General features: G+C 69.9%; 20 protein-coding genes. 14 read left to right on the top strand and 6 right to left on the bottom strand.

Annotated elements, in window-relative coordinates; translation table 11 throughout:
• Positions 1–269 precede the first annotated feature (269 nt).
• Complete coding sequence (locus L2X99_RS12625; RefSeq protein WP_236126430.1) at positions 270–782, top strand: carbohydrate ABC transporter permease; 513 nt, start codon at positions 270–272, stop codon at positions 780–782.
• A 9-nt stretch (positions 783–791) separates the two neighbouring features.
• On the opposite strand, the gene L2X99_RS12620 is transcribed toward L2X99_RS12625, so the two are convergent.
• On the bottom strand, positions 792–1,448 hold the full coding sequence (locus L2X99_RS12620) for a GntR family transcriptional regulator (protein ID WP_236126431.1): 657 nt from the start codon (positions 1,446–1,448) through the stop codon (positions 792–794).
• A gap of 123 nt (positions 1,449–1,571) precedes the next feature.
• On the opposite strand from L2X99_RS12620, the gene L2X99_RS12615 reads away from it, so the two are divergent.
• The 5 genes from L2X99_RS12615 (at position 1,572) to L2X99_RS12595 (ending at position 8,996) form a co-directional block, all read left to right on the top strand.
• Positions 1,572–3,659, top strand: a complete 2,088-nt coding sequence (locus tag L2X99_RS12615) for a beta-galactosidase (RefSeq protein WP_236126432.1) — start codon at positions 1,572–1,574, stop codon at positions 3,657–3,659.
• Entirely contained in the window at positions 3,656–5,065 is a 1,410-nt protein-coding gene (gene gcvPA / locus L2X99_RS12610; protein WP_236126433.1) for an aminomethyl-transferring glycine dehydrogenase subunit GcvPA, read from the top strand. The genes L2X99_RS12615 and gcvPA overlap by 4 nt, the downstream gene beginning before the upstream one ends.
• Complete coding sequence (gene gcvPB, locus L2X99_RS12605; protein ID WP_236126434.1) at positions 5,062–6,690, top strand: aminomethyl-transferring glycine dehydrogenase subunit GcvPB; 1,629 nt, start codon at positions 5,062–5,064, stop codon at positions 6,688–6,690. The genes gcvPA and gcvPB overlap by 4 nt, the downstream gene beginning before the upstream one ends.
• Complete coding sequence (locus L2X99_RS12600; RefSeq protein ID WP_236135198.1) at positions 6,687–8,210, top strand: ATP-NAD kinase family protein; 1,524 nt, start codon at positions 6,687–6,689, stop codon at positions 8,208–8,210. Before gcvPB ends, L2X99_RS12600 begins: the two co-directional genes overlap by 4 nt.
• A gap of 135 nt (positions 8,211–8,345) precedes the next feature.
• Complete coding sequence (locus L2X99_RS12595; protein WP_236126833.1) at positions 8,346–8,996, top strand: SDR family NAD(P)-dependent oxidoreductase; 651 nt, start codon at positions 8,346–8,348, stop codon at positions 8,994–8,996.
• Between the two features lie 112 nt (positions 8,997–9,108).
• Here the strand turns inward: L2X99_RS12595 and L2X99_RS12590 are convergent, their stop codons facing one another.
• Complete coding sequence (locus tag L2X99_RS12590) at positions 9,109–9,576, bottom strand: DUF3108 domain-containing protein (RefSeq protein ID WP_236126436.1); 468 nt, start codon at positions 9,574–9,576, stop codon at positions 9,109–9,111.
• 68 nt (positions 9,577–9,644) lie between these two features.
• On the opposite strand from L2X99_RS12590, the gene L2X99_RS12585 reads away from it, so the two are divergent.
• Positions 9,645–10,073 carry a DUF1761 domain-containing protein gene (locus L2X99_RS12585; RefSeq protein WP_236126437.1) on the top strand — a complete coding sequence of 143 codons (429 nt, stop codon included), beginning with the start codon at positions 9,645–9,647 and terminating at the stop codon, positions 10,071–10,073.
• 189 nt (positions 10,074–10,262) lie between these two features.
• Here the strand turns inward: L2X99_RS12585 and purQ are convergent, their stop codons facing one another.
• The gene (gene purQ / locus L2X99_RS12580) at positions 10,263–10,970 is read right to left on the bottom strand and encodes a phosphoribosylformylglycinamidine synthase subunit PurQ (protein ID WP_236126438.1); all 708 of its coding nucleotides are present in this window, start codon (positions 10,968–10,970) and stop codon (positions 10,263–10,265) included.
• Positions 10,967–11,215 (bottom strand): phosphoribosylformylglycinamidine synthase subunit PurS, encoded by a 249-nt coding sequence (locus tag L2X99_RS12575; protein ID WP_236126439.1) that lies wholly within the window; start codon positions 11,213–11,215, stop codon positions 10,967–10,969. Before L2X99_RS12575 ends, purQ begins: the two co-directional genes overlap by 4 nt.
• A gap of 249 nt (positions 11,216–11,464) precedes the next feature.
• Here L2X99_RS12575 and L2X99_RS12570 point away from each other — a divergent pair, with 249 nt between their 5' ends.
• Both L2X99_RS12570 and L2X99_RS12565 read left to right on the top strand, forming a co-directional pair.
• Complete coding sequence (locus L2X99_RS12570) at positions 11,465–11,908, top strand: MerR family transcriptional regulator (RefSeq protein ID WP_236126440.1); 444 nt, start codon at positions 11,465–11,467, stop codon at positions 11,906–11,908.
• Complete coding sequence (locus tag L2X99_RS12565; RefSeq protein WP_236126441.1) at positions 11,908–12,135, top strand: hypothetical protein; 228 nt, start codon at positions 11,908–11,910, stop codon at positions 12,133–12,135. Before L2X99_RS12570 ends, L2X99_RS12565 begins: the two co-directional genes overlap by 1 nt.
• Positions 12,136–12,145: 10 nt before the next feature.
• Here L2X99_RS12565 and L2X99_RS12560 read toward each other — a convergent pair whose 3' ends face one another.
• Complete coding sequence (locus L2X99_RS12560; protein ID WP_236135197.1) at positions 12,146–12,664, bottom strand: adenine phosphoribosyltransferase; 519 nt, start codon at positions 12,662–12,664, stop codon at positions 12,146–12,148.
• A 96-nt stretch (positions 12,665–12,760) separates the two neighbouring features.
• Here L2X99_RS12560 and L2X99_RS12555 point away from each other — a divergent pair, with 96 nt between their 5' ends.
• From L2X99_RS12555 to L2X99_RS12540, 4 genes are all read left to right on the top strand, one after another.
• Positions 12,761–14,182, top strand: coding sequence for a GH1 family beta-glucosidase (locus L2X99_RS12555; protein WP_236126834.1), 1,422 nt, complete (start codon positions 12,761–12,763; stop codon positions 14,180–14,182).
• Positions 14,183–14,212: 30 nt separating this feature from the next.
• Complete coding sequence (locus L2X99_RS12550) at positions 14,213–15,208, top strand: LacI family DNA-binding transcriptional regulator (RefSeq protein ID WP_236126442.1); 996 nt, start codon at positions 14,213–14,215, stop codon at positions 15,206–15,208.
• A 47-nt stretch (positions 15,209–15,255) separates the two neighbouring features.
• Positions 15,256–15,750, top strand: a complete 495-nt coding sequence (locus L2X99_RS12545) for a cation:proton antiporter regulatory subunit (protein ID WP_236126443.1) — start codon at positions 15,256–15,258, stop codon at positions 15,748–15,750.
• Between the two features lie 259 nt (positions 15,751–16,009).
• Entirely contained in the window at positions 16,010–16,930 is a 921-nt protein-coding gene (locus L2X99_RS12540; protein ID WP_236126444.1) for a cation:proton antiporter, read from the top strand.
• A 22-nt stretch (positions 16,931–16,952) separates the two neighbouring features.
• Here the strand turns inward: L2X99_RS12540 and L2X99_RS12535 are convergent, their stop codons facing one another.
• Positions 16,953–17,591, bottom strand: coding sequence for a GntR family transcriptional regulator (locus L2X99_RS12535; RefSeq protein WP_236135196.1), 639 nt, complete (start codon positions 17,589–17,591; stop codon positions 16,953–16,955).
• 108 nt (positions 17,592–17,699) lie between these two features.
• Between L2X99_RS12535 and L2X99_RS12530 the strand changes: the two genes are divergently transcribed.
• Positions 17,700–18,977 carry an NRAMP family divalent metal transporter gene (locus L2X99_RS12530; protein ID WP_236126447.1) on the top strand — a complete coding sequence of 426 codons (1,278 nt, stop codon included), beginning with the start codon at positions 17,700–17,702 and terminating at the stop codon, positions 18,975–18,977.
• Positions 18,978–18,981: the final 4 nt, after the last annotated feature.

Raw genomic sequence — 18,981 nt, 5'->3', positions numbered from 1 at the left:
GATCATCGCGAGCGCGCTCGCGCTGATCCCCTTCCTGTGGATGGTCATCGCCTCGACGCACAAGACCAGCGACCTGTTCGTCACGCCGCTGCCGCTGCTGCCCGGCGGCGAGTTCTGGGCGAACCTCGGACGGCTGCAGGAGAGCATCGGCTTCGGCCAGGTGATGCTCAACAGCGTGCTGGTCGCGGTGCTCTACACGGTCTTCAGCTCGATCATCAGCGTGATGTGCGGGTACGGGCTCGCGACTTACCGGTTCCGACGGTCGCGGCGTGCTGCTGGGCGTCATCCTCGTGACGATGATGATCCCGATGCAGGTGCTTCTGGTGCCGCTGTTCCAGATGATGGCCAGCGCCGGCTGGATCGACACGTATCAGGCCCTGATCATCCCGTTCCTGGCGAACGCGTTCGGCATCTTCCTGATGCGGCAGGGGTTCCTCGACTTCCCCGCCACGCTGATCGAGGCGGCGCGCATCGACGGGGCCTCCGAGCTGCGCACGTTCTACCGGATCGTGCTGCCGGTGGCCCGCCCGCAGATCGCGGCGCTGATCATCTACACGTTCATCAGCCAGTGGAACTCGTTCATCTGGCCGCTGCTCATGCTGAACAGCGAGGACAGGTACACGATCCCGGTCGCGCTGAACACGATGATCGGGCTGAGCAGGGTGGACTACTCCGGGCTGATGCTGGGCTCGCTGCTGGCGACGCTGCCGCTGCTCATCCTGTTCCTGGTGTTCCAGAAGCAGTTCGTCGCGGGACTCCTCGGAGGCGCGGTCAAGGGCTGACCGCGCCTCTCAGGCCTCGAAGTACGCGCTGGACGAGTTGTCCAGGATGCGGCGCATGCCCTGCATCCAGTTCAGCTTGAGCGCTTCGACCGCGGCGGGCACGTCGCCTTCCGCGAGTGCGTGCGCGATCGCGGCGTGCTCGGCGGCGACACGGTCGACCTTGACGTCGTCGGCGACCAGGAGCGCCTCGTAGCGGTGGAACGAACCGCGCACGCTCTCGATCACGTCGAGCAGCCGCCGGTTCGGGCACACCGAGAGCATCAGGGCGTGCCACTCGTCGTCCTTGGTCATGACGAGCGCGTGCTCGACGTGCTCGTCGGTGAAGCCCTCGGCGAGCTCGACCAGCCGAACGCCGACGCGCTTCAGCTCGTCGGGCGGGCTGAGCTCGAGGGCGAGGCTCTCCAGGGCGGCCATCACCGGCGCGAGATCCTCGAACTCCCCGGCGCTGAGCGGCACGAACCGGAAGCCCTTGCCGTTCTCGCTGGTGATCTGTCCCTCGGACTCCAGAGCGATCAGCGCCTCGCGCAGGGGAGTGCGGCTGACCCCCAGCTCACCGGCCAGCTGCACCTCGTTGATGCTCTCGCCCGGCTGCACCTGTCCGGTGCGCATGCGCGTGAGCAGCTCCTCACGAACCTGGGATCGCAGGTTCTTGCGCTCGATAGGCATCGATACTCCCCTTCGGCCGGTGCGGTCAGCCTACGGCTTGACCGGACTCCTCATTCGCCATACGCTTGCTGTATACAGAATACATTGAACAGTGGTTCTGTCCAGACTCAGAGAGGAGCCTTCGTGACCCAGCAGCGCGACGACGAGCGCATCCGGGAGGTCCGGATCGATTCCCTCGCCTTCGGCGGCGACTACAACCCCGACCAGTGGTCTGAGGAGACCTGGGTCGAGGACATCCGCCTGATGAAGGAGGCGGGCGTCACCATGGTGAGCCTGCCGGTCTTCAGCTGGCCGCAGCTGGAGACCGAGCCCGGGGTCTACGACTGGGCGTGGCTGGACCGCATCCTCGATCTGCTGCACGACGCCGGCATCCGCATCGACCTGGCCACCGCCACGGCCACCCCGCCGTCCTGGCTGCTGCGCGCACATCCCGAGATGGCCCCGTGGGACGCCGACGGGCACCGGCTGGAGTTCGGCTCGCGGCAGACCTACTGCCCGTCGTCGCCGGTCTGGCGCGAGAACGTCGCCCGGATGACCCGCACGATGGCGGAGCGCTACGGCGACCATCCTGGCCTGGCGATGTGGCACATCTCGAACGAGTACGGCGACCACGTCTCACGCTGCTGGTGTCCGGAGTCGACCCGGCACTTCCGTCGCTGGCTGCACGATCGGTACGGCTCTCTCGACGGACTGAACGAGGCCTGGGGCGTGAGCGTCTGGGGGCAGCGCTACACCTCGTGGGAGCACATCGAAGCGCCGAAGAAGGCGGCGGGCCCGGTCAACCCCACCCAGCTGCTCGACTTCGAGCGGTTCTCGTCGGATGCGATGCTCGAGCTGTTCCAGGTCGAGATCGACGTGCTCCGCGAGGTCACCCCCGACATCGCCGTGACCACGAACTTCATGAGCATGCTGCGGGACCTGAACTACTGGGACTTCGCGGCCGTCGAGGACGTCGTCACCGACGACGCCTACCCGGAGCCCGCCGACCCCGCCTCTCACGTCGGGGCGGCGCTGAACTACGGCTACATGCGCTCGCTCAAGGGCGGACGGCCGTGGCTGCTGCTGGAGTCGTCGGCCGGCGCCACCAGCTGGCGCGACATCAACGTGCCGAAGGCCCCGGGCAAGATCCGCGTCGAGAGCCTGCAGGCCGTCGCGCACGGGTCCGACGCGGTGATGTTCTTCCAGTGGCGTCAGGCCAGGTACGGCCAGGAGAAGTTCCACTCGTCTATGCTCGGCCACCGCGGTGAGCGCTCGCGCAGCTTCAGGGAGACCAAGGCTCTGGGCCTCGAGCTGAAGAGGCTCGAGCCGGTGCGCGGCACCCGGGTGCGCTCGCGGGTCGCCCTGGTCGTCGACCACGACTCCTGGTGGGGCTCGACGCAGATCGAGTCGCTGCCCTCGCAGCGACTGCAGTGGGCGCAGCAGGCCCGCGCCTGGCACCGCGGCATGCACGCGCTCGGCCAGCCGGTCGACGCCGTGCGCGCCTCGGGACCTTTCGACGGGTACGACGTCGTGATCGCGCCGAACCTTTACATCCTCGAGCAGCCTCAGGCCGACGCTCTGCGGGCCTTCGTCGAGAGCGGCGGGCACCTGGTCGTCGGTCCGTTCTCCGGCGTCGTGGATGCCACGGAGAAGGTGCACGACGGCGGCGCCCCCGGCCCGCTGCGCGACCTGCTCGGCGTCGAGGTCGACGAGCAGTGGCCGATCCCCGACGGTCTCGTCACGAGCATCCGGTACGGCGACCAGGATCTGGTCGTGCCGCACTGGAGCGAGTGGCTCGAGGCCGACGAGGGCACCGAGGTGCGCGGCGGCTACGCCGGCGGCGTGCTCGACGGGCTGCCCGCCGTGACCCGGCGTCGCGCCGGTGACGGCACCGCCTGGTACGTCAGCGCCATGCTCCGGCCCGAGGGGCTGGTCACCGTGTTCCGCGACGTGCTCCGGGAGGCCGGCCTGCCGGCTCGCGCCGACGTCGACGTGAACGCCGAGGCGGTGACCCGCACCGACGGCGGCACCGACTACACCTTCCTGCTGAACCACGGCGCCGAGCCGATCACGTGGAGCGCCCGCGGCACCGACCTGCTCACCGGCACGGCCCACGACGGTCGCGTCGATCTCGGCCCCTACGGCGTCGCGGTGCTCGCCGCACCGCACACCGACGACATCCCCTTCCCTGAACTCTTGACCGCAACCGCAACCGTGAAGGAGCAAGCATGACGACTGCCTTCGTGCATCCCTACATCCCCAACACGGCGCCGGAGACGCGAGCGGCGATGCTCGCGGCCGTCGGCGCCGAGTCCATCGAGGAGTTCTACGCCGACGTGCCGGAGGCGCTGCGGCTGCGTCGTCCGCTCGACGTGCCCGATCCGCTGCCGGCCGAGCAGGACCTGGCGCGGCACGTGCGGGGCATCCTCGCGCAGAACCGCACCACGGAGGAGCGCCTGAGCTTCCTCGGCGCCGGCACCTACAACCACTACGTGCCGGCGGTCGTCGACGAGGTGATCCGCCGCAGCGAGTTCCTCACCGCCTACGCCGGGGAGCCCTACGAGGACCACGGCCGCTTCCAGGCGCTGTTCGAGTACCAGTCGCTCATGGCGGAGCTGCTGGCCATGGACGTCGTCAACGTCCCCACCTACGACGGGTACCAGGCGACCGCGACCGGTCTGGCCATGGCCGGGCGGCTCACCGGTCGCACCCGGGTGCTGGCCGTCAGCGACGTGCTGCCCGAGAAGGCGTCGAAGGTGCGCGACTACACCCGTTCCCAGCTCGAGATCGAGCCGATCCAACCGGTCGGCGGGGTCGCCGACCTCGACGCGCTGCGCGAGCGCCTCGGCGGCGACGTCGCCGCGGTCTGGGTTGAGACGCCGAGCTTCACCGGCGCGGTCGAGACCCGGCTGCGCGAGATCGCGGATGCCGCGCACGCAGCCGGCGCGGTGCTCGTCGTCGGCACCGACCCGATCGGCTACGGCGTGCTCACCCCGCCCGCCCTGCAGGGTGCGGACATCGTCACCGGCGACATCCAGTCGCTCGGTCTGCACCAGTGGTTCGGCGGGGCGCACGCGGGCTTCATCGCCGTGCACGACGACCCGCGCTTCGTGATGGAGCTGCCCTCCCGCCTGTTCGGCCTCGAGTCCACCGACGTCCCCGGGGAGTACGGCTTCGGCGACGTCGCCTACGACCGCACGTCGTTCGCGCACCGGGAGGAGGGCAAGGAATGGGTCGGCACGGCCGCCGCGCTGTGGGGCATCGCCGCAGGCGTGCACCTCGCGCTGATGGGCCCGTCCGGCATGGCGGAACTCGGTGAGCTGCTGCTGGCCCGCACCCGCTACGCGCAGCAGAGGCTCGCTGCGATCCCCGGCGTGGCGCTGGGGGACGACGCGCTGCACCTGCGCGAGTTCACGATCACCGTGCACTCGGCACCGGACCTCGTCACGGCGCTGCGTGCGCAGGGCATCGAGCCGGGCGTCGTCATCGACGAGCGCACTCTGCTGGTGTGCGTCACCGACGCGACCCCGGCATCCGACATCGACCGACTCGCCGCGGCGATCGCGGCCGCCATCGACACCGAGGAGCAGGCGGCATGCGATGCACTGAGCGACGACCGAAGGGAGGAGTCGAAGTGAGCCTTCCCATCGCACCCAAGACCAGCCCCCGCCGGTTCCATCAGGCCAGCTGGGACGAGCCGATCGTCTTCGAGCTGAGCACGCCTGGCGAGCGGGGACTCGCCATCCCGGCCGTGGAGCCCGCCGTGCGCGAGGCCGTCGGCGACGTCGTCGCCGACCTGCCCGAGGGCATGCGCCGGCCCGCCCCGCCGGCCCTCCCAGAGATGGCGCAGATGCGAGTGCTCAAGCACTACCTGCGGCTCTCGCAGGAGAACCTCGGCTCCGACCTGAACGTCGACATCGGGCAGGGCACCTGCACCATCAAGTACTCCCCGAAGATCAACGACCAGCTCATCGAGGTGCCGCAGCTGCGCGCGCTGCACCCCGCGCAGGACCCGGCCGACACGCAGGGTGCGCTGGAGATGATCTGGCGGCTCGAGCAGCTGATGGCCGAGATCTCCGGAATGGATGCCGTGTCGCTGGCGTCGCCCGGCGGATCGGCGGGCATCTGGACGAACATCGCGATGATCCGCGCCTACCACGAGTCCCGTGGCGAGGGCGAGCAGCGCGACGAGGTCATCACGACGATCTTCAGCCACCCGTCGAACGCGGCGGCGGCGAAGGTCGCCGGCTACAAGGTGATCACGATCTATCCCGACGCCGACGGCTATCCCGACCTCGCCGCCCTCAAGGCGGCACTGTCCGACCGCACCGCGGCGATCATGGTGACCAACCCCGAGGACACCGGCATCTACAACCCGGCCATCAAGGAATGGGTGGACGCCGCGCACGAGGTCGGCGCCCTCGCCTCGTACGACCAGGCCAACGCCGCCGGAGTCCTCGGCATCACGCGGGCGCGGGACGCCGGTTTCGACGTGTGCCAGTTCAACCTGCACAAGACGTTCGCCGCGCCGCACGGCAGCGGCGGGCCGGGAGCGGCCGCGAACGCGGTCAGCACCGCGCTCGCCCCGTTCCTGCCCGGTCCTCGCGTCGAGAAGACGGACGACGGATTCGTGGTGCGCGAACCGGGCGAGCTGTCGATCGGGCACGTCGCACCCGCGCATGGCGTGATCCTGCACGTCGTCCGGGCCTATGCGTGGATCATGGCGCTGGGCGCGGAGGGAATGCTGACCGCCTCGCAGGTCGCCGTGCTGAACAACAACTACCTGCTGAAGCGCGTCCTCGAGATCCCCGGCGCATCGGCACCGTACGCCCCGGGCCGCCGTCGCATCGAACAGGTGCGCTACTCGTGGCAGGAGCTGTACGAGCAGACCGGCATCACCTCCGAGGAGATCGGCATCAGGATGGCCGACTACGGATTCCACTACTGGACGAGTCACCATCCCTATGTCGTGCCGCAGCCGTTCACGCTCGAGCCGACCGAGTGCTACTCCAAGGCCGAGATCGACGAGTACGTCGCGGCGCTGGCAGAGGTCGCCCGCGAGGCGCGCGAGACCCCCGAGGTCGTCCGCACCGCCCCGCACAACCAGACCGTGCACCACACTCACCACGACGACCTCGACGACCCGGAGCGCTGGGCCATCACCTGGCGCGCCTACCGCCGGAAGCACTTCGGCGAGATTCCGGCCGACGGCGTGGAGTCCACCTGGGTCGCTGAGCCTGTCGAAGCGTCCGTGGTCGCGTGATCGGACTCGTCGTCAACCCCGTCGCCGGAGTCGGCGGGCCCGCAGGGCTCGCCGGGTCCGACGGCGCGGACGTGCAGCGCTCGGCGCGGGAGCGGGGTGCCGCCCCGCGCGCCGGCCTGCGCGCGTTGACGGCGCTCGAGGTCCTCGCCTCCCGGCATCCGGGTGCAGTGATCGCCACGGCATCCGGCGCGATGGGCGCCGATGCCGTGCGCGCCGCCGGCCTGGTGCCGTGGGTCGTGTACGACCCCGTATCTCGGTTCGAATCGCTCGATGTGCTGCATCTGGGCGCGGATTCCGGCAGGTTGCGCGACTCGAAAGCGGCGACGGATGCCGCCGACACGGCAGCGGCGGTCGCAGCTCTCGCCGCCGCGGGCTGCGAGTTGATCCTCGTTGCCGGCGGCGACGGCACGATGCGCGACGTTGTTCGCGGACTCACCACCCCGTTCAGGTCGCAGTCCGTTCCGTGTTTCGGCACGGAAAGCGGGACGAGTTGTGACCCGGACGCCGTGATCGATGCCCCGGAGCCGCGGCGGGCGGACGAATCTGCAGATGGCGGAGGATCCGGCGGCGTGGCCGCCGCCGCGCGCAGATCGGTCCGCCATCTGCAAGCGGCGGACGCCGGAGAGACGGGTGCCGGGAAGCCGGATGCCGGAGAGACGTGCGCCTCGGACGAGCGGATGCCGGCGGTACTGGGCATCCCGGCGGGCGTCAAGATGTACTCGCCGGTGTTCGCAGTGAGTCCGCGGGCTGCCGGCTCCGTGGCATCCGAGTGGCTGAGCCGCGGCGGACTGCCCGTGACCGAGCGCGAGGTGCTCGACATCGACGAGGAGCAGCTGCGGCGGGTGCGGGTCAGCCCCACCCTGTTCGGCACGCTGCCGGTCCCCGTCGTTCCCGGTCGCACCCAGGCCCGCAAGGCCGCGACGCCGGCGAGCGAGCAGGCCGCGGTCGAGGCCGCCGCACGCGGAATCGTCGCCCGCCTCGAACCCGGCGTGCGGTACCTGCTCGGCCCAGGCGGCACCACGGCCGAGGTCGCCCGCATCCTCGGCATCCGTTCGACGGCGCTCGGGGTCGATGTGATCCGCGACGGCGAGCTGCTGGTCTCCGCCGCATCCGAGCAGCAGCTGCTCGACGAGGTCGCGCAGGGCCCGGCGAAGGCGGTCGTCACCGTGATCGGCGGGCAGGGGTTCCTGCTCGGCAGGGGCAATCAGCAGCTCTCCGCCCGCGTCATCCGGGCGCTCGGCGACGACCCGCTGCTCGTCGTCGCCCCCGAGCAGAAGCTCATCGACCTGGGCGGGCATCCGCTCATCGTCGACACCGGCGACCCGGACCTCGACGCGCGCCTGGCCGGCCATGTCCGCATCGCGACCGGGACGTCGACCACCGCGTTCTACCCTGTCGCCGCCCCCGAGCGGCTCTACGACCTTCCCACCCCTGACGCCCCGCCCGCTCCGGTCTCAACGTTTGCGGGTGTCGGCGCCGAACACCCGCAACCATCGCGACCGGAGCTGCGGGAACGCTAGTCTCCGGAAGCGCCTGAAAGGAAGAACCATGCGTCTGCAGAACAAGAACGCCATCGTCACCGGCGGGGCCGGCGGCATCGGCCGTGCCACCTCGCTCGCCTTCGCCGCGGAGGGGCGTCGGTCGCCGTCGTCGACCTGAACGCCGATGCCGCCGAGGCTGTGGCCGAGGAGATCCGCGCGGCCGGCGGCACCGCGATCGCGCTCGCCGCCGACGTGTCCAGCGAGGCCGACATCGAGCGGGTCGTGGCATCCGTCGTCGACGAGCTCGGCGGCATCGACGTCGTCTTCAACAACGCCGGCATCATCCGCCGCACCACCGCCGTGGAGACCACCGTCGAGGAGTGGGACCGCGTCTTCGGCGTGAACGTGCGGTCGATCTTCCTGATGTGCAAGCACGTCGTGCCGGTCATGGCCGCGTCCGGCGGCGGCTCGATCGTCAACACGGGCTCCGGGTGGGGTCTCAAGGGCGGCGGCCAGGCCATCTCGTACTGCGCCTCGAAGGGCGCCGTGGTCAACATGACGCGCGCGCTCGCGATCGACCACGGCCCGCAGGGCATCCGCGTGAACTCGGTCAATCCCGGTGACGTCGACACCGGGATGCTGCGCGACGAGGCCAAGCAGCTGGGTCAGGACCAGGCCGGCTTCCTCGCCGAGGCGGCCGAGCGTCCGCTGAACCGGATGGGCCAGCCGAGTGAGATCGCCGCCGCCGTGGTGTGGCTGGCGAGCGACGAGTCGTCGTACGTCACCGGCTCCGCCCTGGTGGTCGACGGCGGCGGCATCGCCTGAGGTCAGGCCGGCACACTTCGGGGCCGACACGCCACTTGTCGGACGGATTCCGCGGAACCGTCCGACATCTGGCGTGTCGACCCCGTTCCGTGTCACACGACCGCCGATCGCCTCACGGAACGCGGATATCCAGGACCGTCGTGCGCATCGTCCCGGCATCCGTCCGGAACTCGTAGCGCACCGGCATGCCGGGGTGGGCGGGCGAGAGCCAGAAGGTCGCCGTCTCCTGACCACCGGTGGTGTCGTAGCGCAGGCACTCCAGCCGTCCGAGCGGCAGGTCGACCGTCTCTCTCGAGGAGGTGGTGCTGTCGATCGGGAACGCGGCGTGCTCCTGCAGCTCGTTCCAGCTGACGCGTCGTGAGGACACCTCAGCCGGGGTGTCGGCGTTCCACTGGTCCAGCGTCGCGCCCTCGTCGTCGGCGCCGTGGAACCGGTTGAGGCGCTCGGACGACGTGCCGTCGGCCTGCTCGACGAGCATCCGGATCTCCTTGCCGCTCCGGCTCGCGTCGCGGATCTGCGCCGCGGTGAACGGCGTCGGCAGCAGGCCGGGGCCGAGCACGTGATCGTCGGATGCGGTCATGCGTACATTCTGCTCCCGCGGCAACGGACACGGCGCAGTATCCTGGCCGCACGAGCGAGGAGGCTCTCATGGTTCCCGAGATCAACTACTGGGCGGTGCTGCTGGCGACGGTGTCGAGCATGGTGGTGGGCGCGGTCTGGTACGCGCGGCCCGTGATGGGCGACCGCTGGGCGAAGCTCGCGGGCGTGAACCTGGACCAGCCGTCGCGCGGACCGCTGTGGCCGATGATCACGACCGTGATCGTCAGTTTCATCACCGCGTGGGTGCTCGCCGGCGCGGCATCCATCTCGTGGCACTTCTACGAGGGTTCGTTCCTGTGGGCCGCCGTCGCGACCTCGATCGTGCTGTGGGCGGGGTTCACCGCCGCGCGCTTCATCACGCATGACGCCTTCGAAGGGCGGTCGACGAGGCTCACCACGCTGAACATCGCGCACGAGCTGATCACCGTGGTCGTGATGGCGCTGATCATCGGCGTCTGGCCGCCGGCCGGCCTCTGAGCCGCCGCCTGGCGCCGTGTCGATCGGGTACACCTGCACGACGGCGGAACGGATGCACGGCGTCGGCGCGCTCCCGGTCGTGCATCCGTGCCCGGGTCGTGCATCCGTTCCGCCGCCCTCGGATGAGGGGCCAGCAAATGCTGCGTCCCGGCAGCCGGATGCCGCGATGTGGCCCTCGGAAGAAGTGGGTCAGGCCGCGACGCGGGCGACGGCCTCTATGGCCGACTGGAAGAAGCCCAGGCCGTCGACGCCGGAGCGCATCGCCGAAGCCGTGTCGGGGCCGAAACCCGGCTCGGTGGCGTGCTCGGGATGCGGCATGAGGCCGACGACGTTGCCCGCCGGGTTGGTGATGCCGGCGATGTCGCGCAGCGACCCGTTCGGGTTCACGCCGGCGTAACGGAAGGCCACCAGGCCCTCGCCCTCGAGCCGGTCGAGCGTGTCCTCGTTGGCGATGTAGCCGCCCTCGCCGTTCTTCAGCGGGATGACGATCTCCTGGCCGGCGTCGAATGCCGAGGTCCACGCGGTCGAGGAGTTCTCGACGGTGAGCTTCTGGTCGCGACGCACGAAGTGCTGGTTGTCGTTGCGGATCAGCCCGCCGGGCAGCAGGTGCGCCTCGACCAGCATCTGGAAGCCGTTGCAGATGCCGAGGACGGGCATGCCGGATGCCGCGGCATCCTTGACCTCGGTCATGATCGGCGAGAGCGCGGCGATCGCACCCGAGCGCAGGTAGTCGCCGTAGCTGAAGCCGCCGGGCAGCACCAGCGCGTCGACACCGTCGAGGTCGTGTGAACCGTGCCAGAGGGCGACGGGCTCGGCGCCGGCGATGCGGATCGCGCGCTGCGCGTCGCGGTCGTCGAGCGAACCGGGGAAGGTGATGACCCCGATGCGCACGGTCATTCGACGACCTCGATGCCCACGACGTCCTCGATCACGGAGTTGGACAGCACCTCGTCGGCGACGCGCTTGGCCTCGGCGAGCAGCTCGTCGGTGACCTCGCCCTGCACGGCGAGCTCGAAGCGCTTGCCGATGCGGACGCCCTCGAAGCCTTCGACCCCGAGGCGGGAGAATGCGCCGGAGACGGCCTTCCCCTGCGGGTCGAGCAGTTCGGCCTTGGGCATGACGTCGACGACGATGGTGGGCATAGCAGGCTCCGAAGGTCGCGGGCGGGGATGCGACAAGTCTATCGTCCGGCGGAGGGAGTCCGTCCGGGCGGATGCAGCACCCCCGACGTGCATCCGCCCGGCCCGGTGAGCGATACCCCACGCTCATCGCACCGCGGCCGGAGGCCGGGTGCGGGATGATTCCCCAACCCGAGGTTAGAGTCTTCGACAGGTGTGCGCATCGTGGAGAGCAGGAGGGGCTCGTGCTCTCCAATGAGGCAGGGGGAAGTCGTGAAACTCAGCGAGATGGCGGTGCGGAGCGGTGTGGCGTCGTCGACGCTCAAGCACTGGATCCGTGTCGGGATCCTGCCGCCGGGCCGGCTGCGGAACAAGACGACGGCCGTCTACGACCAGCGGCACGTCGATCGCGCTCAGCTGATCGCGCTGATGCGCGACGAGTACCGGGCATCCGTCGAGCAGATCCGCGCGCTCACGTCTCTGATCGACGACGAGGAGTCGAGCACGCTCGACGTGATGAACGCGTGTCAGTTCTTCGCGCTCGGCACACCGCCGGCCAGCGCGGACGACCCCGCTCTCGCGCCTTTCCGGGAGCGCACGCACGAGCTGATGCGACGTCGCGACTGGCGCGGCTACCCGGGGCCGCCGAACAGGGTCTCGCGCACGCACTGGCCACGGCCGCCGCGGTCGGACTCGACTACGACGTCGATGATCTGATGGCCTATGCCGACGCCCTGGAGCCGCTCGCCGATCGAAATGTGACGGCGCTCGGCCCCACCGGCTCGGCCGACCAGATCGCGCGACGCATGCTCGTGGCGATCAACGCCCGCGCCCGGCAGCTGGTCGCGGTGAGCAGTCTCGCCCACGCGGCAGTGTCGATCCGGGCGGCGATCGCGTGCGGCGATGCGCCGGAGGATCTGGCTCGGCCGCCCGCCCGGGGCTGACGCGCGGACCTCAGGAGCGGAAGACGGTGTGCAGGTCGCCGATGCGATCGCGGCCGCCGAGGCCGTCGATCTCGAACAGCACCGAGATGCCCGCGAGCCGGTAACCGAGACGGTCGACGATCGTCCGCCCGGCCTCGAGCGTGCCGCCGGTGGCGAGCACGTCGTCGATGAGCAGCACGCGCGACCCGCCAGGCAGGTCGTCGTGCATCTCGACGGTCGCGGTGCCGTACTCGAGGTCGTAGTCGACGGATGCCGCCGGCCGCGGCAGCTTCCCGGCCTTGCGGATCGGCAGCATCCCGACCCCCGCGGTGACGGCGGCGGCCGCGGCGAGGATGAAGCCGCGCGCCTCGATTCCGGCCACCACATCGAACTCTCCGGCGAACGGCGCGACCAGGGCCTCCGTGGTCACGCGCAGCGCCTCGGCATCCGCCAGCAGCGGCGTGATGTCGCGGAACAGGATGCCCTGCTGCGGGTAGTCCGGAACGGAGCGGATGAGGGATTCGGCGCGGGACAGGGCGTCTGAGGTCACCGCTCAAGGGTACGCCGACTCCTGCTCCGCGCATCCGTCGTCGGCTACGCGATCCAGGGTAGATGGGAGCGCTCCCATGGTGGCATCATGGAGGCCATGACTCGCTCCTTCCCCGATGGTTTCCTGTTCGGCGCCGCGACCGCGGCCTACCAGATCGAGGGGGCCGCCTTCGAAGACGGTCGAACCGCCTCGATCTGGGACGCGTTCGCCCGCGTGCCCGGCGCGGTCGTGAACGGCGACACCGGCGACGTCGCCTGCGATCACTACCACCGGATGCCGCAGGACGTCGCGCTGATGAAGAGCCTCGGCCTGCAGACCTACCGGTTCTCGACCTCGTGGGCGCGTGTGCGCCCCGACGGAGGGCCGGTGAACGCGAAGGGGCTCGACTTCTACAGCAGGCTCGTCGACGAGCTGCTCGCGAACGACATCGCGCCCTGGCTGACGCTGTACCACTGGGACATGCCGCAGACCCTGGAGGAGCGCGGCGGCTGGACCAGCCGCGACACCGTCGACCGCTTCGTCGAGTACGCGCTCTCCGTGCACGACGCGCTCGGCGACCGGGTACCCACCTGGACGACGCTCAACGAGCCGTGGTGCTCATCGTTCCTCTCCTACACCGCCGGCGTGCATGCTCCCGGGCGCACCGACGTCGGCGACGGGCTGCTCGCCGCCCACCACCTGCTGCTCGCGCACGGCCGCACCACGCAGGAGCTGCGCGCTCGCGACGAGTCGCTCGACCTCGGGCTCACGCTCAACCTCACGGTCGCCGATCCCGCCGACGCCGACGACCCGGCCGATCTCGACGCCGCCCGCCGGATCGACGGCCAGTTCAACCGCTGGTTCCTCTCGCCGCTGTTCCACGGCGAGTACCCGGACGACGTCGTGCGCGACCTCCGCAAGGTCGACGCGGAGGCGGTGACGCGCTGGCAGGCAGCCGTGCACGAGGGTGACCTCGGCATCATCTCCACCCCGATCGACACCCTGGGCGTCAACTACTACCACGGCGACCTGGTGTCGGGGCATCCGCAGCCGGATGGCCCGGAGGGCACCGGGCACGAGACCCAGGGCCAGCAGCGCGAGATCGCGTCGCCGTTCCCGTCTGTCGAGGGCATCCACTGGGTCGAGCGCGGTCTGCCGCGCACCGGGATGGACTGGGAGGTGCAGCCGGAGGGCCTCACGCGCCTGCTGCAGCGGGTCTCGAGCGAGTACGCCGTCGGGGTGCCGCTGTACGTGACCGAGAACGGCGCCGCCTACGACGACGTGCTGCAGGGTGGGCGGGTCGCGGACCCGGAACGGACCGCTTTCCTGCGCGACCATCTCGCTGCGACGCTCGACGCGATCGAGTCGGGCGTCGATGTGCGCGGCTACTTCTACTGGTCGCTGATGGACAATTACGAGTGGGCGTGCGGGTACGAGAAGCGGTTCGGCATCGTGCGCGTCGACTACGACACCCAGGAGCGCACCGTGAAGGACAGCGGTCGCGAGTACTCTCGGATCATCGCCGCGCGGGCGGTCTGATTCCCGCGCGCCACAGGGAGAGGACGCCGGATGGCACGACCGACGATCGAACAGGTCGCCGCCGAAGCCGGTGTCTCGCGATCGACCGTGTCACGCGTGGTGAACGGATCGACGGCGGTGAGCCCGGAGGCGCTGGAGTCGGTGCAGGAGGCCATCCGCCGGCTGAACTACGTGCCGAACCGTGCTGCGCGCACGCTGGCCAGCCGGCAGACGCACGCGATCGCCCTGGTGGTGCCCGAGGACACCACGACGTTCTTCGGCGACCCGTTCTTCGCCGCGGTCGTCGCCGGCATCAGCGCCAGGGTCACGCAGTCCGACTACATCTTGAACCTGCTCATCGCGAGCGACGACCCCGGCGACAAGATGACCAGCTTCGTGCGCAATGGCGGTGTGGATGCCGCGATGATCGTCTCGCACCACACCAGCGACGCCTTCGTCGACCGCATCGCCGAGGCGGTGCCGGTGGTCTTCGGCGGCCGCCGGGCAGTGGAGCGCGAGACCGACTACGTTGTCGACGTCGACAACGTGCTCGGCGGACGTCAGGGCACCCAGCGGCTGATCGATCGCGGATGCCGCAGGGTGGCGACCATCACCGGTCCGCCCTCCATGCCGGTGACCTTCGACCGGCTGCAGGGCTTCCGGGAGGTGCTGGCGGATGCCGGTCTCGAGCCGGTGGCCGAGGAGGCGGGTGACTTCTCCGAGGCATCCGGTGCTGCCGCTGCGCGGCGCCTGCTCGAACTGCCCTCGCCGCCGGACGGGATCTTCATCGCGAGCGACCTGATGGCGCGGGGCGCCTGCGGCGTGCTGCGCGCCGCAGGCCTGCGCGTGCCCGACGACCTCGCGCTGGTCGGCTTCGACGACTCCCAGGTCGCCGCGGAGCTCGACCCGCCGCTGACCACCGTGCGGCAGCCGATGTTCGCCCAGGGCGAGGCGATGGCGTCAGTGCTGATCGACGTGCTCGCCGGAACGGATGCTCCGCATCACACCATCCTCACCACGGAACTCGTCGTGCGGGCGTCCGCCTGATCCGCCTTTCGCGCCGCGTCTCCGAAATCGGCGTATCCTCGACACTCGTGACAATACGCATCGAGAGGGTCGACCTGCCGGGCATCGGCGTGCGCAACGACCTCGTGACCGAGAGCGGCAGCCGCCTCGGCGTCATCTCCTTCCGCGACGGCGAGCGCGAGCTCGCGATCTACGACGCCGACGATCCGGACTCCTGCCGCTACTCCGTGTCGATCACCGAGGACGAGGCGGAGGCGCTCGCCGACATCTTCGGAGCATCCGTCGCCGTCACCCGGCTGACGAAGCTCAGCGATGAGACCGACGGCCTCTACACGGAGAAGATCAAGGTCGGCGAGTCGTCGCCGTTCGCGGGCCGGACTCTGGGCGACACGAAGATGCGCACCCGTACGCATGTGTCGATCGTGGCACTGCTGCGCGAACGCAAGGTCATCCCCTCTCCGGTGCCGGACGAGCCGCTCATCGCCGGTGACATCATCATCGCGGTGGGCACCCGCAGCGGCCTCGATGCGGCGATGAAGCTCGTCGACCACGGTCCCGAGTAAGAACTCGCCGCGCCGATGCACGAGACCACCATCATCCTGATCGAGGTCGGCGCGCTGCTGTTCGGGATGAGCCTGCTCGGCCGGCTCGCCGACCGCATCGGTCTCTCCCGATCCCGTTCTACCTGGTCGCCGGTCTCGCCTTCGGCACCGGCGGTATCGCTCCGCTGGACGCCAGTCAGGAGTTCTTCCAGATCGGCGCGGAGATCGGCGTGCTGCTGCTGCTCGCCCTGCTCGGCCTGGAGTACACCCCCGGGAGCTGGTGCAGGGCCTGAGCAGGTCGAAGGTCGCCGGCATCGTCGACGCGGCGCTGAACGCGCTGCCGGGAGCGGCCTTCGCGCTGCTGCTCGGCTGGGGACCCGTCGCCGCGGTCGCACTGGGCGGCATCACCTGGGTGACGTCGTCGGGCGTGGTGGCGAAGATGCTGCGCGACCTCGGCCGCGTCGGCAACAGGGAGACCCCGGTCATCCTCTCGGTGCTCGTCATCGAAGACCTCGCGATGGCCTTCTACCTGCCGATCCTGTCGGCGCTCGTGATGGGCGTCAGCCTGCTGCGCGGAGCCGTCACCGTGGCGATCGCCGTGGGCGTCGTGCTTCTGATCCTGTTCCTGGCGATGCGGTTCGGAAGGCTGGTCTCGCGCCTGTTCACGCCCGATCTTGCCGAGCCCCTGGTGCTCGGCGTGCTCGGCCTGACGATGCTGGTGGCCGGTCTCGCCGAAGAGGTCAACGTCTCGGCGGCGGTGGGGGCGTTCCTGGTCGGCATCGCTCTCTCCGGCAGAGTGGCGCACCGGGCGCAGCAGGTGCTCAGCCCGCTGCGCGACCTGTTCGCCGCGGTGTTCTTCGTCTTCTTCGGCCTGGCGACGGATGCCACGCATCTGTCCGACTGGCTGATCCCGGGCATCCTGCTCGCCCTCGTGACGATGTCGACCAAGGTGGCGACCGGCTACATCGCTGCCCGGCGTGCGGGCATCGGCATCCCGGGACGATGGCGCACCGGCGTGGCGCTGACCGTGCGCGGCGAGTTCTCGATCGTGATCGCCGGAATCGCGGCGGGCGTGGTCCCCCAGCTCGCGGCGCTGGCGGCGGTGTACGTGCTGACCACGATCATCCTCGGAACGATCATCGCGCGGGTTCCCGACGCAGCATGGTTCAAGCAGCTCACCCGGCGCAGGGTCGTGGTCTGAGCACCGGGTCGGTGCCGGGGGACTAGCTCTTGCCCATGCGGGCGAACGCGCCCAGCACCGTGCGCTCGGAACGGATCAGGTACTTCTCGAGCTCTTCGGCGGCCTCCTCCGGGCCGCGCCGCAGGAACGCGTCCAGCACGGCGCGGTTCTTGCGCACGAACGGCTCGTGCAGCGCACGAGGGTCGTCGATCTCGAGGAAGGCCAGGCGCAGCTCGGCGGCGACGTCGCGATAGGTGCGCGCGAGACGGGGACTGTCGGCCAGCGCGACGATCGCGTCGTGGAACGCCATGTTCGCGCTGCCGATCAGACGCCAGTCGGTGCCGCTCAGATGCGTCTCGGCCTCGTCGACGGCCGCGCGCATCAGTTCGACGGCCGGATGCTCCGGCTCGGCCTGCTTCAGCGCGGCGCACTCGATCACGCGGCGGGCGCGGTAGATGTCGACCACGTCCGCCATCGACGGGGAGGCCACCGAGACCCGGCGGTGCGGGATGTGCTCGATGAGCCCCTGCTCGGCGAGCACCCGGAACGCTTCGCGCAGCGTGTTCCGCGACACGTCGAGCCGCTCGGCGAGCGCCGACTCGGACAGCCGCGAACCGGGCGCGAACTCGCCGTCGATGATGCGCTGGCGCAGTGCGTCGGCGAGCGGAGCCGCGTTGGTCATGCGTTCAGGATATGCGTCCGTCGACGAGAAATATTGTTGAACAATCCGTCGCCGTCTGCTCTACAATCATGGAAACCCCTCCCGCCCACCAAAGACGATGGGAACCCCATGTCCGAATCCCCCACCACCTCTGCGAGCACCGAAGACGCCGCGCGCCTGGCCGCGACCAAGAAGCGCGTAGGCCGCAGCGGCGTCATCGGCGCGATCTTCCTGATGGCCACCAGCGCCATCGGCCCCGGGTTCATCACCCAGACCGCCACCTTCACCGCGACCCTCGGCGCCTCCTTCGCCTTCGCGATCCTCATCTCGGTGATCATCGACATCGCCGTGCAGCTGAACGTCTGGCGCATGATCACCTCGTCCGGCAAGCGCGCCGGCGAGCTCGCGAACAGCGCCATCCCGTTCTCCGGCCACGTGATCGCCGTGCTGGTGATCATCGGCGGCCTGGCGTTCAACATCGGCAACATCGCCGGCGGCGGACTCGGCCTGAACGCCCTGCTCGGCATCGACCCGAAGCTCGGTGGCCTCGTCACCGCGGCGATCGCCATCGCGATCTTCCTCATCAAGAAGGCCGGCAGGGTGATGGACATCGTGCTCGTCGTCCTCGGTGTCGGCATGATCGTGATGACCGTCATCGTGGCGTTCATCTCGCAGCCCCCGGTCGGCGACGCACTGCGTCAGACCTTCCTGCCCGACACCATCAACTTCGCGACGATCACCACGATCGTCGGCGGCACCGTCGGCGGGTACATCACCTACTCCGGTGCGCACCGCTACCTCGACTCGGGCAACACCGGCCCCGAGCACGCCGGACCCGTCATGCGAGCCGCCTCGAACGGCGTCTTCGTCACCGGCATCATGCGGTACGTGCTCTTCCTCGCGATCCTCGGGGTCGTGGCGTCCGGTGTCACGCTCGATCTGACCACGCAGGCGGCGAACCCCGCAGGACAGGCGTTCGGCGCGGTGCTGGGAGATGCCGGGATGCGCATCTTCGGCGCGATCTTCTGGGCCGCCGCGATCAGCTCGGTGATCGGCGCCGCCTACACCTCGGCGACGTTCCTCTCGACATTCCACAAGCGCTTCCTCGGCGGCTGGTCGTTGCAGTGGGCGACCGTCGTGTTCATCGTCGTCTCGCTGATCGTGTACCTCTCCATCGGCACCGCGCCCGCCGCGATCCTCGTGTTCGTGGGAGGCTTCAACGGACTGATCCTGCCGATCGGCCTCACGGTGTTCATGTACATCGGATGGTTCCGCGCCGACCTGCTCGGCGTGGAGCGGTACCCGCGCTGGCTGCTCATCGCCGGCACGCTGGTCACCGCCCTCACCTGGTACATGGGCGCCGTGTCGATCGGCCCGATCTTCGCCTTCCTCGGGACAGGAGCATAAGAAC

It is taken from the genome of Microbacterium sp. KUDC0406 (assembly GCF_021582875.1).
Lineage (GTDB): Bacteria > Actinomycetota > Actinomycetes > Actinomycetales > Microbacteriaceae > Microbacterium.
The sequence above is the reverse complement of the archived record's forward strand: the minus strand, read 5'-3'. Positions and strand labels throughout refer to the sequence as shown.

Coding starts and splice junctions, on each gene's coding strand:
- purQ (WP_236126438.1), bottom strand. CDS start 10,970: ATGACCGTGCGCATCGGGGTCATCACCTTCCCCGGTTCGCTCGACGAC.
- gcvPA (WP_236126433.1), top strand. CDS start 3,656: ATGACGACTGCCTTCGTGCATCCCTACATCCCCAACACGGCGCCGGAG.
- L2X99_RS12550 (WP_236126442.1), top strand. CDS start 14,213: ATGGCACGACCGACGATCGAACAGGTCGCCGCCGAAGCCGGTGTCTCG.
- L2X99_RS12530 (WP_236126447.1), top strand. CDS start 17,700: ATGTCCGAATCCCCCACCACCTCTGCGAGCACCGAAGACGCCGCGCGC.
- L2X99_RS12575 (WP_236126439.1), bottom strand. CDS start 11,215: ATGCCCACCATCGTCGTCGACGTCATGCCCAAGGCCGAACTGCTCGAC.
- L2X99_RS12620 (WP_236126431.1), bottom strand. CDS start 1,448: ATGCCTATCGAGCGCAAGAACCTGCGATCCCAGGTTCGTGAGGAGCTG.
- L2X99_RS12590 (WP_236126436.1), bottom strand. CDS start 9,576: ATGACCGCATCCGACGATCACGTGCTCGGCCCCGGCCTGCTGCCGACG.
- L2X99_RS12535 (WP_236135196.1), bottom strand. CDS start 17,591: ATGACCAACGCGGCTCCGCTCGCCGACGCACTGCGCCAGCGCATCATC.
- L2X99_RS12565 (WP_236126441.1), top strand. CDS start 11,908: ATGGCCTATGCCGACGCCCTGGAGCCGCTCGCCGATCGAAATGTGACG.
- L2X99_RS12585 (WP_236126437.1), top strand. CDS start 9,645: ATGGTTCCCGAGATCAACTACTGGGCGGTGCTGCTGGCGACGGTGTCG.
- L2X99_RS12555 (WP_236126834.1), top strand. CDS start 12,761: ATGACTCGCTCCTTCCCCGATGGTTTCCTGTTCGGCGCCGCGACCGCG.